Origin of the sequence: Halobacillus mangrovi (assembly GCF_002097535.1) — a bacterium.
In the GTDB taxonomy this organism is placed as follows: Bacteria; Bacillota; Bacilli; order Bacillales; family Halobacillaceae; genus Halobacillus; species Halobacillus mangrovi_A.
Genome location: NZ_CP020772.1, coordinates 418,187 through 430,964 on the forward strand (window position 1 = coordinate 418,187; position 12,778 = coordinate 430,964).

Sequence of the window (12,778 nt, forward strand, 5' to 3'; positions counted from 1 at the left end):
TTAGATAAATAGCATTATAAAAAGGGTCAGCCCTAAAAATTTAGGCTGACCCTTTCACGTTTTACGCGTTTTGATACGTCAAATTAGAAGCAGCAGCAGCGACTTTTTCGAGTCCTTCCTGCACGATCTCATCAGCTTTATCAGGGTTCGCATTGTGGCCTTCGATGATCACTTCATCTTTCAACTGCATGCCGAAGAATCCACTGAATACGTTCTTCATATAGCTCATGGACATTTCCATTGGAGCCATAGATGGATCGGAATAGTTACCACCGCGTGCGTTTAGCAAGATGACGCGCTTGTCATCCATAAGCGGTACCGGGCCGTTCTCCGTATATTTAAATGAGAAGCCAGCTTCAGCTACATAATCGACGAATGTTTGCAGCTTCGCTGGAATTGTGAAGTTCCAAAGTGGGAAAGCAACAACGACGACATCAGCAGCGCTGATCGCATCTTTGGCTTTTTGCTTCGCATCCATCAAGCGTTGTTCATCTTCATTCAATGCAACACCTTCCTGGATTTTTCCTAGTGCGGTAAATAGCTCTTGGCCAAGATAAGGCATGTCTTCACTGAAAAGATCATACGTGCTTACCTTTACCTCTTCTGTTTCTTTTATATTGTCTAGGAAAGTTTCATACATCTTGGTAGAAATACCGTCTGGACGGTTATTGGCTTTAACGACGAGTACGTTCATAACTGAAAAACCTCCTGTTGTTTTTTAATCACAAGGTACATTATAATATCTCGAATTCGAGAGTTCAACGAATATGTTCTGGTAAATGTGCTAAAAGGTACCAAAGTAGGAGAAATGAAAAAAGACAAGGACTATTCGCCTCGTCTTTTCGTATTACACGGCTTTTGCTTCCAATTCGACTTCCATATTGCCGCGGGTTGCTCTGGAGTAAGGGCAGACACCATGGGCTTTTTCTACAAGCTCTTCTGCTTCCTCCTGGCTGACATCTTTAATCTCTACATAAAGCTTCGCAGACAAGCCGAATCCTCCGTCCTGCTTGCCGATACTCACTTCAGCTGTCACGCTTGACTCAATTTTCTTCTTCATTTGTGAAGCTACAAGCTGAAGCGCGCTGTCAAAACAAGCGGCATAGCCAGCAGAAAATAGCTGCTCTGGATTGGTCGTTCCTTGTTTTTCTGTCCCTCCAAGAGATTTAGGCATGGACAAGTCTAAGTTCAATGTATCATCTGAAGATTTCACGTGGCCCTGACGTCCGCCTTCAGCTGTTGCTTTTGCAGTATAAAGCACGTTTGTCATGTGAATCGACTCCCTTTTGGTTATATTAATTGCGCACAATTAAATAGTACACAATTAATAATGAAACAACAAATTATTTGCATGAGCCTGAGCAATAGGCTTTGCTATAATGGGTACAGGAGGGTTTATCATGGCCGACGAAAAAATGAAATTGGAAAATCAGATTTGCTTTTCTTTGTATGCGACGACTCGCGAGATGACGAAGCTTTATCGTCCGCTTCTAGCTGATTTAAATATTACGTACCCGCAGTATTTGGTTTTACTAGCGTTATGGGAAACCAATCCGCTTACGGTCAAGGAGCTGGGGAAACGGCTGTATCTTGATTCCGGGACACTGACACCGATGCTGAAGCGAATGGAAACGGAAGGACTGCTTGTCCGTGAACGGTCGAAAGAGGATGAACGGAGCGTCGTTGTTTCTTTAACAATAAAAGGGGAGGAGGCAGAAGAAAAGGCTTCCTGTATCCCTGACCTTTTATTAGGAAATATCGACCTGGATGAAGAAAAAATCCTTCAATTAAAGGAAACGTTGAACCGTATGCTGGAAGCCACCCAGGAAAAACAATAAAAGCGCGGAATCCTGGAGTGATTTCGCGCGAATCGTTAGCACCAAACGATGATCCGGTAAGGAGTCGTTTGGGCGGGGATACTTTTTGTACTTGGACCGTAGATAACGATCAAATTCCGGTTGGCCGGGTTCCGTGTGAACGGCTGCCCATTCGCGAGCAAAACTTGGGTGAATGGGGAGAGGTTTACCTTTAGTAACCCATCACGGCTTACAAGCTGCTCATTAAAATATTCCACTTTTACATTTTGAGCCGGGGTTTCTTTCACCATAACAAGAGCGCGAAATTGAGGCGGAAAGATTAAAGGAACAGGGGCATCGGCATCGAAATAACCGGTGATGCTGTCTCCAATCCGGACAATTGCCTGGTCTATAAAATAGGTCGTTGATGAAATGACAAAGTTAACCATGGATCCAGCGCCGTCATCGACAGCCATTAACTGATAACAACCTGCTTCTTCACCATTTTGCCCAACTGGAAAGTCGTTGATCATGGTGACTGTACCTCTGAACGGTTTAAAATTGACCATAAAACATACTCCCTCAGTGATTTGCTTCCTGTGTTTACATCCTATGAAAAAAGCCTGGGCGGGTGAATGCAGATTTTGATAGGAAGGAGACGAAACATGACATCAATCAATCCAATACAAGCTATTCTAGATGAAAACGAGGTTATGATTTTAGATGGAGCCTTAGCTACAGAGCTCGAGAAACACGGATGTGATCTGGATGATCCGCTCTGGTCCGCGCGTGTTTTATTGGAAAATCCAGGCCTCATTTATCAAGTTCACTATGATTATTTTCGTTCCGGAGCTGACTGCGCCATTACAGCCAGCTACCAGGCAACAGTCGAAGGGTTTGCTGAACGGGGCATCGGCGAAAATGAAGCGCTGGATTTGATTAAGGAAACTGTAGTTCTTGCTAGAAAAGCGAGAGATGATTTTTGGCAGGAGGAAGGCGGGACAAACAGGCCGAAACCGCTGGTTGCCGCATCCGTCGGTCCATATGGAGCTTATCTCGCTGATGGATCGGAATACAAAGGGAACTACGGCGTGAATGATGAGAGATTACGAGAATTTCACCAGCCTCGAATAAAGGCTCTCGTTGAAGCAGGCGCGGATGTCCTGGCTATTGAAACGATTCCTTCTTTCCGGGAAGCAAAAGTAATAAGTTCCCTGGTAAAAGAATTTCCTGATACTTATGGATGGCTGTCATTTACATTGAAAAACGGGTACGCAATCAGTGATGGTACACCGCTTGAGGAATGTGCCCAAGCATTTGAAGAATATGATCAGATCGCTGCCATAGGGGCTAACTGCACCCCTCTCACAACTGCTTCCGAAGCGGTTGCGACCTTGAATGCTCATACTGAAAAACCGATTATTGTATATCCGAATTCTGGTGAAACCTACGATCCCGAAACCAACACGTGGCACGGGGAAGGTTCTGACAGTTTTCATACGCGAGATTGGTATAAAAGAGGAGCACGGATTGTCGGAGGCTGCTGCCGAACAGCGCCGGCACGCATTGTAGAGATAGCTAAAGCGTGGCGAACCTAAAACTTTATAAGGTTGGAAATCTATAAAAAGACAGCTTATGCAAATTTTAGCTGTCTTTTTTTGCTTTATTATGTAGAATAAAGGATAGAAGACACCATAGAATTTCTCTCCCCCTTTTTTACCAAAAGTACACATCCTACGATTTATCTAGTGATCGGTACACGCCGATATAAAAAAGGGACCATCGTAACAGATTTATCCCGCCCCTAAAAAATCTTTATGGAGGGTGAACCATGAATCGTCTCAGAAAGTTGATCATCGTAGCCGCCACTGTTTTGCTCGCAGGAGCATCCATCTCGTATTCTCCGCACGTCAGTCATGCCGAAAGCCACAAGGAAGACCGTTACCGCCATCTCGATGAACATCTTGATTTCAAGTATCCTTTGCCCATTATGTTTGGAGTCATTATGACGTTAAAGAAAGAGCATAAATATGATCTCTCTTTATCAGAAGCTATTGATATCCTTCATTCTATGAAAAAGGTTGAAGTCATGGACAGTTACCTTGATTTTCGCAAGCATAAAGTTGAATCAAAGGAGATTCGCCGCATCGTGAAACAGGTATATGATATAGACTTGGAAAGAGTCTCTGAACTAGGAGCTGGAAAGCAAGTGAGCACATATCCTAAGGAGATTACCGACGGGGTGAAACTGAAGTTAGCCGATGAATCAATTGAGGATTTAGATGCCTATATCCAGTCACTGACGAAGGTTGAAGTGATGGATCTATACTTAGAGCATTACGGTAAAAAGATTGATGGACCGGAAATCCGCCGTGTGGTGAATCAAATTTTCGGCGTGAACTTAGACGGCATCTCTTCTCTGGAAGGCTCAGGCGTCTCCCTTTTTTCAAAAGATCAATGGATTTCCCAGTATGACAATGATTTATTCGTCGTTCACACCGGCCTTACGGATGTAGACGTATGGGTGTATCCGACCGAATACTTTATAGAGAAGACAGGACGTACAGAGCTGCCCATTGGACTGCAGAATGGTCTGAAGGCGTTAGGATTTGAATACAGCGAAGAAAAAGATGCGCTTTATTATGCCAACCCGACAGGAGAGTCTGTGCCTGATCAATTTAAAGGTCATACGCTTGGCACGATCATAGGATTCATAAAAAGCAATTATGCTGATCTATTAAAGCCCAATTCTGATCATAAGAACCACGAGTCAAAAGACGTGGATTAGGGAAATACAGAAGCAGATTCATACATTCTATGAGTCTGCTTTTTTCTATGAACAAGGAGGCGATTCTCATGGACAAAATGAAAGTTTTACAAGCGGACATTACTAAATTAGACGTCGATGCTATCGTCAATGCGGCGAATAAACAGCTGAAGGGAGGCGGAGGCGTCGATGGAGCCATCCATCGTGCCGGAGGCCCAGAGATTATGGAAGAATGCCGTGAAATCGGCAGCTGTGAAACGGGAGAAGCCGTGATTACAACCGCAGGTCAATTACCCTGTGAAAAAGTCATCCATACCGTAGGCCCGGTGTGGAATGGAGGAGAAAAAGGAGAAGCTGAGCAGTTAGCTGGATGCTACAGAAATTCTTTGACGCTTGCAGCCGATTACAGGCTGAGCACGGTTGCTTTTCCGAATATCAGTACAGGAATATACGGATATCCGAAAGACGAAGCCGCAGAGATAGCGATTCAAGAGGTAAGAAATTTTTTAGAGGGTCACGAAGAAATTGAGGAAGTTCTCTTTGTCTGTTTTGATGAGGAAAACAAAAAAATTTATGAAGAGAAACTGGAAAACCCACCGGAGTGAGGACTCCCGTGGGTTTTTGTGGTTTATTGAGACTGCCAGGGCTCTTTTATTCCTTATTGGGCAACTCTAAAAGCTTCCTTTTTTGGATGTACCGTGCCTAACACGTTTTCAAGTGATTGCGTTTCTTCCTCGTTTAAAGGAATCAATGGCAAACGGACACTTCCCACCTCGATGCCACGATTATTCAAGGCCGCTTTTACCGGAGATGGACTCGGTGCAGAGAAAATAGCTTTCATTACCGGAACAAGCTTCTGGTGCAGACTGGCGGCATAGGCACCATCTCCCGTATGGTAGCTATCGAGCATTTGCTGCATCTCGTTTCCGATGACATGAGCGGAAACGGAAATGATGCCAGTTCCGCCGATCGATACGAATGGCAGAGTATTCGTGTCTTCGCCGCTATAAACGGAGAAGTTATCTGGTGTGCTGCTGATGATTTCTGTTGCGGCATCCAGATCACCACTTGCTTCTTTGACGGAAACGATGTTTTTGATTTGAGCCAGGCGGATAATGGTTGCTGGTTCCAAGTTGACGACACTTCGACCAGGGATATTGTAGAGCATAACGGGCAGATTCGTGGCATTGGCAATCGTAGAAAAGTGCTGATACATACCTTCCTGTGACGGTTTGTTGTAGTACGGAGTGACAAGCATAACGGCATCGACGCCAGCGGCTTCCGCTTGCTGCGTCAGTTGAATCGAAGCATTCGTGTTGTTGGATCCGGTTCCTGCAATGACAGGGACTCGATTGTCGACCACCTCTACAACGAATTTGAACAAACTTACTTTTTCTTCTGTCGTTAATGTTGGGGATTCACCTGTGGTACCTGCGACGACTAAAGCATCCGAACCGTTATCGATCAAGTAGTTGACGAGAGTTTCCGTTGCACTGAAATCAATGTTTCCTTGCTGGTCAAATGGGGTCACCATAGCTGTTAGAACTTGGCCGAAATTCATTTACCTCACACCCTTTGGAAAAATTTTTTTAGTATCTTTCGAGGTCGTGAGGGCCTTACGGCAGCAGAAAATCAAAAAGGCAGCAACGAGAGCCGTTGCTGCCGTAGAAACTTTTTAACCGTTCCTGCGTAAGATAGCCCTCCATATAGTCTCCTATATGACAGTCCTGCGCCTCTTAAGCAACAGAACCAACGTCCAGAACATGAGGTTCCTTCCGCTTCGGCAAGATACCCTTTCCACATGGGTCGTCGGATCTCATTCTCCTCGACATGTGTACTCATGCATGTTGCACCTCTATCCTTACTTCAAATTTTCTTTGAAATAAGAAAAATATTTAGTTAGGGAAATTGTAGCAAAAATTCTGAACGACGACAAGAGATAATTGAATACAAGGATTTTGGAGATAGCAGGCTTAGGCGGTTCTGTCGATAGAGAGTAGGGGAAAGGTGGTCAGAAAATGACTCCCTTTCCGTGGAAGTACGGGGAGCCTCCTCAGGCATTTTGCCTTCCGGGGTCTCCCCCATGTACTCTATTTCCACAGGAGTCTCGCCATCTCCTGAGCATCCTACCGCAAGAGAAGGACGAAACAAATCAGGAGTGGCCCATTATCTTTCAAAAATCACTATTCATTGTCAGTACTTTTCTTCTGCCTAAACAATTCCAGCATGGAGTGAAGGAAGACATGCAGCTCCCTGTGGGAACAGCGGACTAGTCGAGACTCCAGAGAGAAAAGCCCGAGGCGTCTCTCGTCTGCCCGTGAAAAGCGAGCGGTTTTCCATTCCCCCTAGACTTTTCAGCGTTTCAAGTCTTAGGGATAAGGGGGCTAATGGAAGAAGGAAATGATTTAAACAAACGTTTATTTAAACCATCCTTTTTCCTTAAAACGCGAAATCGCCTCGATCCGGTTACTCACTTCAAGCTTATCTAAAATCACCGAGACGTAATTCCGCACTGTGCCTCGGGTGATAAACAACTCCTCCGAAATCTCCTTCGTATCCTTACCGTCTGCCATCAGCTGGATGACCTCACGTTCTCTTTCTGTAAGAGGATTTTGCTGGGTAAAAGCAAGATCGACGAGCTCAGGAGAGAAGATACGCTGACCGGTCATGATTTTTCGAATCGCGTTCGCTAAGTCTTCGCTCGGACTGTCCTTCAGCAAATAGCCGCTGACTCCGGCTTTTCTCGCCCGCTCAAAATAGCCGGGGCGGGCGAATGTGGTCAGGATGATGATTTTACAAGATTCATTGTTCAATTCTTCTGCCGCGTCCAGCCCGTCTTTCACAGGCATCTCAATGTCCATAATACATACGTCCGGTTTCAGTTCTTTGACCAATTGGAAAGCTTCTTCGCCATTATTGGCTTGGCCGACAACCTCCATATCTTCCTCCAAATCAAGCAGTGCTCCAAGCGCGCCGAGTAACATCCGCTGATCTTCAGCGATGACGATACGAATCATGCGTTTCCTTCCTCCTTTGTATTTTGAATGACATTCGGGACGTGAAGAGTAAGCTTCGTGCCGTGCTCGGATTGAATATCGAGGCTTCCGTTAACGAACTCGAGACGCTCTCGCATTCCTTTTAATCCGTAACTTTGCATAGGTTCCATGCCATCAGGGATGCCTTTTCCATCGTCCTCGACAGTAACGGTAATCTCTGTCGGTGTCTGGGAGATGGAAACCTTGCAATTGGCTGCCTCACTGTGTTTGACGACATTCGTTACGGCTTCCTTCAGGCACATGCTCAACACATTTTCGATAAGAAGGGGAGCGTTTTCGATGTTGGGATCTCCTTCACATTCAAATGACATTTCAGCTGCTTCTAAAATCTGCCGTACTCGGACGAGTTCATCTTCAAGATTGGTGCCCCGCATATTAGAGACCATTTCTCTTACTTCCTTCAATGCGGTTCGTGCCGTCTGTCTAATATCCTGGATTTCTTTCATCGCTTTTTCAGGTTTCACAGGGACAAGCTTGCCTGCAAGGTCACTTTTTAATCCGATCATCGATAGTTTTTGCCCCAGCGTATCGTGTAAGTCACGTGCAATTCGTTCGCGCTCCTCAATCACCATCAGCTGGGAAATCCGTTCATTCGCGTCCTCCAGTTCCCCTTCAAGCTTTTGCTGCTTATTGCGGTAGCGGATCGTGAAAGGCAGCAGAATTATACCAATCACCGTAATAATGATAAACGGAAGGTGGGGGAACATTGCGTCCATCCTCGTCATGAACGTCATGGTGATCGCCGCAAGCGTCGTCGTTAAGTTGACGATGTAAAGAGATAGGAAACCTCCGAGATGTTTGATGTTGCCGATGAAAAACGCAAGGAACAGCGCGAAATAGATATAGCCGTATTGATACGTCATTACAAGACTGATGACCATTTCAATGCTGACCCATAAATAAACGAACCGGCTGTTTGAAATAAAAGATAAGCGATAGGATAAGAAAAAAATCAAGATCATCAAGATTCCGAATAAAATCTCGAGAATCGATGAGGAACGGAAGATAAAGAAAAAAGGCAGAACACAGAAAATGATCCATACATAAATACTGAGACCTGTGTTCCTTGGGATAATTTGATACCAGTTTTGCAAAAGGTCCACCTCCTTATTGTAAGTCGTTTAATTAGGACAAGCATATATGAAAACAGGGTCTCTGTCACGATGAATAAACAAAGAGCCTATCCATTAGGAATAGGCTCTTCAAGTCTAATGATTTACTTTTGTTGAAGGCTAGGGCGTTTGTTATCTAGCATAGCCATTCGCTGCTTCTTCATTAACGGCTTCACTTCCTTGAAGGAAATGAAGGTTTTATTTTTTGTGTCGTATAAGCGGAATCGGATCGACTCCAGGCTCGTTTTTAACGTGATCGTCGTTGCATGATGCAGCGGCGGAGTTTCATCGTGTGCTTTCTCCAGATTATAGTTCGGTACGCGAGGGCTCAAATGGTGTACATGGTGGAATCCGATATTACCGGACACCCATTGGAGCACCTTCGGAAGCTTATAGTACGAGCTTCCATCGACGGCCGCTTTAACAAAATCCCATTCCGATTCATCTTCAAAATAAGAATCCTCGAACTGGTGCTGAACATAAAACAACCAGATGCCGAGAACCCCGGATACATACAAGATCGGAAGCTGGATGAGCAGGAATGCCTGCCATCCGATTGCCCAGACAAGCAAGGAATAAATCGCTACAATCGCTACGTTAGTCACATATGTGTTCATGCGTTCTTTACGCTTTGCTCCTTTACGGTTGAAGCGGTTGGAAATTAAGAACAAATAAATCGGTCCTAATCCGAACATAACAATCGGGTTACGGTAAATCCGATAGGCAATTCGTGTTTTAAGCGGAGCTTCGAAATACTCTTCAACGGTCATGACCCAAATATCACCTGTCCCTCTTTTATCGAGGTTTCCGCTTGTTGCATGGTGAATGGAGTGGCTCCGTTTCCATTTATCAAAAGGAAACAATGTAATGATCCCGGTGATGGTGCCAATGATCCGGTTCGCTTTTTGGTTGTCCATAAAGGATTGATGCGTACAGTCATGGAAAATAATAAATAGACGGATGACGAATCCACCTGCGATCATCGCAACTGGAATGGTCAGCCAGACGGATACGGAATAGCTTACATAAGCCAGGTACCAGAGTAAAATAAAGGGTACAAACGTATTCAAAAGTTGGCGTACGCCTGCTGAATTATCAGGTTTTGCATAGCTTGCTACATTCTTTTTCAGTTCTTTTTGCTTTGCTTTATTCATAAGACGACTCCTTCTGTGAAGTTCATTCTTATCCTATCTTAGGCTAAACTGTCATCCTTTATAAGACATAAACGTCAGGAACTACACATGACAGTTGTCATATATTTTTTGGGTGATAATGGAACTTTCAATAGAAGCTAGTTCCTTAAAGAAGTATCAGGTGCAGAATAATACAAGTCGATTCTAACTATACATTTAAGGACTTGGTGTATAGGGAGTGTTACATGCATTGGATAACAAACAAAAACGGAAACCAAACTTTTTGATTCTGATGGTGGACCAGGAGCGGTATCCGAGTGTTTATGAAAATGATGAACTGAAGAAGTGGAGACAGGAAAATTTAATCGCTCAAGAGCTTTTGAAGAAAAATGGGTTTGAATTTAATTGGCATTATGCAGGAAGTACAGCATGTTCACCAAGCAGAGCAACCTTTTATACAGGGCAATATCCCTCTCTTCATGGAGTGACGCAAACAAGCGGGGTTGCTAAAACCGCTTTTGATCCAGATATCTTTTGGCTGGATCCGAACAGTGTTCCGACGATAGGCGATTATTTTCAAGAAGCAGGGTATCAGACCTATTGGAAGGGAAAATGGCACGCCTCCGATGAAGATATTATCATCCCCGGGACCAAAGATGCGTACCCCAGCTATAACGATCTTGGCGTTCCCGTGAAGGAAAACGTCGACCGCTATCTTCAAGCGGACCGGTTAGGTCCCTACGGCTTTTCGGGATGGGTTGGGCCAGAACCTCATGGCTCGTCCCCTAGAAACTCAGGGTCATCGGCAGCAATTGGTCTAAGCGGCAGGGATGAAATCTACGCGGCTGAAACGATTGAACTGATCAAAGATTTAGAGCAAAAAGGGGAGGAAGCTCCGCCGTGGCTGATCATGTGTTCATTTGTTAATCCTCATGATATCGCCCTGTTCGGTGCACTGGCTGAGCGAAGTCCACTGTTTAATTTTGAAGTAGATCCTTCTGTGCCTGCTATCCCGAAAGCACCAACCGCTGAAGAAGATCTGGATACGAAACCGGAGGCGCAGCGAAGCTATCGCATCACTTATCAGCAGGCACTCCAGCCGCTGGTTAATACGCTTTTCTACCGGCAGCTGTATTATTCTCTTCAGAAAAAAGCAGATCAGGAAATGCTGAAAGTCTTTAAGGCACTGCAAAAATCGGACTTTTATGAAGATACGATCGTGTTGTTCTTGTCCGACCATGGAGAATTGCTAGGCGCGCATGGCGGATTGTTTCAAAAATGGTATAACACCTACGAGGAATCGATCCATGTCCCGTTCATCATTCATAGTCCGAAACTATTCTTAGAGCGGTTTCACACTAACATGCTGACCAGCCATGTGGATATCCTTCCGACGATGTTGGGACTGGCGGGTCTTGATGTAGATGATATTCAACAGCAGCTCAACGCACGATTTACCGAAGTCCACCCTTTGGTAGGTAGGAATCTTACACCTCTACTGAAAGGAAAGGAGTCTTTTTTCCGAGCTGATGAGCCATTGTACTTCATGAGCGATGATGATGTAACGAAAGGGCTGAATCAGGTGAGCGCACTTGGCCGACCTTATGAATCAGTCGTGCAGCCCAATCATACCGAAGCCATCATCACAAGGCTCCCTACAGGAAAGGACAAAAAGGAAGAACTGTGGAAGCTCACGCGCTACTTTGATAACCCTCAATTTTGGAGTGATCCAGGCTGCGAGGATGTGACGACCATTCAAGGGGGATCGTTACAAGATGGCGATTCTAAATGCTCCATATGCGTGACAAGGACGAAGGATTGTCCAGTACCGGATCAATATGAGCTCTACAACCTGACGGCAGATCCGCTGGAAGAAAAGAATTTGGCTAACCCCGCCTATGAAACTCCTGAATCATTGATTGTAAAAGGGTTATTGATTTCTGCTTTAGAAGAACAATGTCGTGAGAAGCGACTATCTCCATCAAGTGGTGCCGTTCCCGGAATACCTTCCTGCCAGTGTAAGGGTGAGTAGAGAGTGGCAGGGGATTCTAAAATAACGGAGTCTCATTCTTAGATCACTAGAGTTGATGATCGAATATCGTAAAGAGTGCTCCAAATAGGCAGGAACACTCTTTTTCAGTTTGTTCAAGAAGTCCCTGGCTTAAAGAGTTTGTTATAGTAATAGAAAAGAAACGTTGAGGTGAATTGATGAGTCCTGAAACGATTATAGAAAAAATGAAAAAGCATACACCGTCCATTCTTGGACAGCAGAGTCTATCCAAGTTTTCTATCCTTCTGCCGATCGTTGAAAAAGATGATGAACTCCACCTCCTATTTGAAGTGCGGTCCTATCAGATGCGTAGACAACCGGGAGAGATTTGTTTTCCTGGGGGGCGAGTGGATCGAGAAGACCAGAAAGAAAAGGATACAGCCATCAGGGAGACAATGGAGGAATTAGGAGTTGATGAGGAAGACTTGTCTCAAGTATTTCCGTTTGATTATATGGTCTCGCCGTTTGGCATGAGAATATACACGTACGTAGGGTTTATTGAAAAAGAAGAAGCCCAACTGAACCCTAATCCTGCAGAGGTGGAGGAAGTCTTTACGGTGCCGCTGGCTTTTTTCTTGGAAAATGATCCTGAAGTGTACCGCGTAAACTTTGAAGTGAAGCCGGAGGAGAACTTTCCATTTGATTTGATTCCTGGCGGCCGAGATTATGAGTGGTCAGCCAGACAGTTTGAGGAGTATTTTTATCGGTATGACGATAAAGTGATATGGGGGCTGACTGCGAGGGTTCTCTATCATTTTGTAGATATGATAAAAAAATAGGCAGAAGAGGAGCATCATTTTAATATTTTAGAAGTTAACCAATCAGGATATAAAAAAATTAAATTTAGCTTGAACCTCTGTACAC

13 protein-coding genes and 1 riboswitch are annotated in these 12,778 nt (G+C 44.6%); of the genes, 6 read left to right on the forward strand and 7 right to left on the reverse strand.

Annotated elements, in window-relative coordinates; all coding sequences use genetic code 11:
- Nucleotides 1-61: 61 nt before the first annotated feature.
- Nucleotides 62-694 carry an FMN-dependent NADH-azoreductase gene (locus tag HM131_RS02235; RefSeq protein ID WP_085027521.1) on the reverse strand — a complete coding sequence of 211 codons (633 nt, stop codon included), beginning with the start codon at nucleotides 692-694 and terminating at the stop codon, nucleotides 62-64.
- 153 nt (nucleotides 695-847) lie between these two features.
- Nucleotides 848-1,270, reverse strand: coding sequence for an organic hydroperoxide resistance protein (locus tag HM131_RS02240; RefSeq protein WP_085027523.1), 423 nt, complete (start codon nucleotides 1,268-1,270; stop codon nucleotides 848-850).
- A 130-nt stretch (nucleotides 1,271-1,400) separates the two neighbouring features.
- Between HM131_RS02240 and HM131_RS02245 the strand changes: the two genes are divergently transcribed.
- On the forward strand, nucleotides 1,401-1,838 hold the full coding sequence (locus tag HM131_RS02245) for a MarR family winged helix-turn-helix transcriptional regulator (RefSeq protein ID WP_085027525.1): 438 nt from the start codon (nucleotides 1,401-1,403) through the stop codon (nucleotides 1,836-1,838).
- 35 nt (nucleotides 1,839-1,873) lie between these two features.
- Here HM131_RS02245 and HM131_RS02250 read toward each other — a convergent pair whose 3' ends face one another.
- Nucleotides 1,874-2,365: a hypothetical protein gene (locus HM131_RS02250; protein WP_085027527.1), complete on the reverse strand. Its 492-nt coding sequence runs from the start codon at nucleotides 2,363-2,365 to the stop codon at nucleotides 1,874-1,876.
- Nucleotides 2,366-2,461: 96 nt separating this feature from the next.
- Here HM131_RS02250 and mmuM point away from each other — a divergent pair, with 96 nt between their 5' ends.
- From mmuM to HM131_RS02265, 3 genes are all read left to right on the forward strand, one after another.
- Entirely contained in the window at nucleotides 2,462-3,394 is a 933-nt protein-coding gene (gene mmuM, locus HM131_RS02255) for a homocysteine S-methyltransferase (protein ID WP_085027529.1), read from the forward strand.
- 233 nt (nucleotides 3,395-3,627) lie between these two features.
- The gene (locus HM131_RS02260; protein WP_085027531.1) at nucleotides 3,628-4,584 is read left to right on the forward strand and encodes a hypothetical protein; all 957 of its coding nucleotides are present in this window, start codon (nucleotides 3,628-3,630) and stop codon (nucleotides 4,582-4,584) included.
- A gap of 68 nt (nucleotides 4,585-4,652) precedes the next feature.
- Complete coding sequence (locus HM131_RS02265) at nucleotides 4,653-5,168, forward strand: O-acetyl-ADP-ribose deacetylase (RefSeq protein ID WP_232324849.1); 516 nt, start codon at nucleotides 4,653-4,655, stop codon at nucleotides 5,166-5,168.
- Nucleotides 5,169-5,221: 53 nt separating this feature from the next.
- Here HM131_RS02265 and dapA read toward each other — a convergent pair whose 3' ends face one another.
- The 4 genes from dapA to HM131_RS02290 all read right to left on the reverse strand — a co-directional run bounded on the left by dapA (nucleotide 5,222) and on the right by HM131_RS02290 (nucleotide 9,885).
- The gene (gene dapA / locus HM131_RS02270; protein ID WP_085027535.1) at nucleotides 5,222-6,124 is read right to left on the reverse strand and encodes a 4-hydroxy-tetrahydrodipicolinate synthase; all 903 of its coding nucleotides are present in this window, start codon (nucleotides 6,122-6,124) and stop codon (nucleotides 5,222-5,224) included.
- Nucleotides 6,125-6,250: 126 nt separating this feature from the next.
- Nucleotides 6,251-6,429: riboswitch (Lysine riboswitch) on the reverse strand.
- 551 nt (nucleotides 6,430-6,980) lie between these two features.
- On the reverse strand, nucleotides 6,981-7,580 hold the full coding sequence (locus HM131_RS02280; RefSeq protein ID WP_085027539.1) for a response regulator transcription factor: 600 nt from the start codon (nucleotides 7,578-7,580) through the stop codon (nucleotides 6,981-6,983).
- Entirely contained in the window at nucleotides 7,577-8,713 is a 1,137-nt protein-coding gene (locus HM131_RS02285) for a sensor histidine kinase (RefSeq protein WP_085027541.1), read from the reverse strand. The genes HM131_RS02280 and HM131_RS02285 overlap by 4 nt, the downstream gene beginning before the upstream one ends.
- Before the next feature lie 122 nt (nucleotides 8,714-8,835).
- Nucleotides 8,836-9,885 (reverse strand): Delta(5) desaturase DesA, encoded by a 1,050-nt coding sequence (locus tag HM131_RS02290; RefSeq protein ID WP_085027543.1) that lies wholly within the window; start codon nucleotides 9,883-9,885, stop codon nucleotides 8,836-8,838.
- 229 nt (nucleotides 9,886-10,114) lie between these two features.
- On the opposite strand from HM131_RS02290, the gene HM131_RS02295 reads away from it, so the two are divergent.
- Nucleotides 10,115-11,896: a sulfatase family protein gene (locus HM131_RS02295; protein ID WP_085027545.1), complete on the forward strand. Its 1,782-nt coding sequence runs from the start codon at nucleotides 10,115-10,117 to the stop codon at nucleotides 11,894-11,896.
- Nucleotides 11,897-12,072: 176 nt separating this feature from the next.
- Nucleotides 12,073-12,693: an NUDIX hydrolase gene (locus tag HM131_RS02300; RefSeq protein WP_085027546.1), complete on the forward strand. Its 621-nt coding sequence runs from the start codon at nucleotides 12,073-12,075 to the stop codon at nucleotides 12,691-12,693.
- Nucleotides 12,694-12,778 lie beyond the last annotated feature (85 nt).

Coding starts and splice junctions, on each gene's coding strand:
- HM131_RS02235 (WP_085027521.1), bottom strand. CDS start 694: ATGAACGTACTCGTCGTTAAAGCCAATAACCGTCCAGACGGTATTTCT.
- HM131_RS02240 (WP_085027523.1), bottom strand. CDS start 1,270: ATGACAAACGTGCTTTATACTGCAAAAGCAACAGCTGAAGGCGGACGT.
- HM131_RS02245 (WP_085027525.1), top strand. CDS start 1,401: ATGGCCGACGAAAAAATGAAATTGGAAAATCAGATTTGCTTTTCTTTG.
- HM131_RS02250 (WP_085027527.1), bottom strand. CDS start 2,365: ATGGTCAATTTTAAACCGTTCAGAGGTACAGTCACCATGATCAACGAC.
- mmuM (WP_085027529.1), top strand. CDS start 2,462: ATGACATCAATCAATCCAATACAAGCTATTCTAGATGAAAACGAGGTT.
- HM131_RS02260 (WP_085027531.1), top strand. CDS start 3,628: ATGAATCGTCTCAGAAAGTTGATCATCGTAGCCGCCACTGTTTTGCTC.
- HM131_RS02265 (WP_232324849.1), top strand. CDS start 4,653: ATGGACAAAATGAAAGTTTTACAAGCGGACATTACTAAATTAGACGTC.
- dapA (WP_085027535.1), bottom strand. CDS start 6,124: ATGAATTTCGGCCAAGTTCTAACAGCTATGGTGACCCCATTTGACCAG.
- HM131_RS02280 (WP_085027539.1), bottom strand. CDS start 7,580: ATGATTCGTATCGTCATCGCTGAAGATCAGCGGATGTTACTCGGCGCG.
- HM131_RS02290 (WP_085027543.1), bottom strand. CDS start 9,885: ATGAATAAAGCAAAGCAAAAAGAACTGAAAAAGAATGTAGCAAGCTAT.
- HM131_RS02300 (WP_085027546.1), top strand. CDS start 12,073: ATGAGTCCTGAAACGATTATAGAAAAAATGAAAAAGCATACACCGTCC.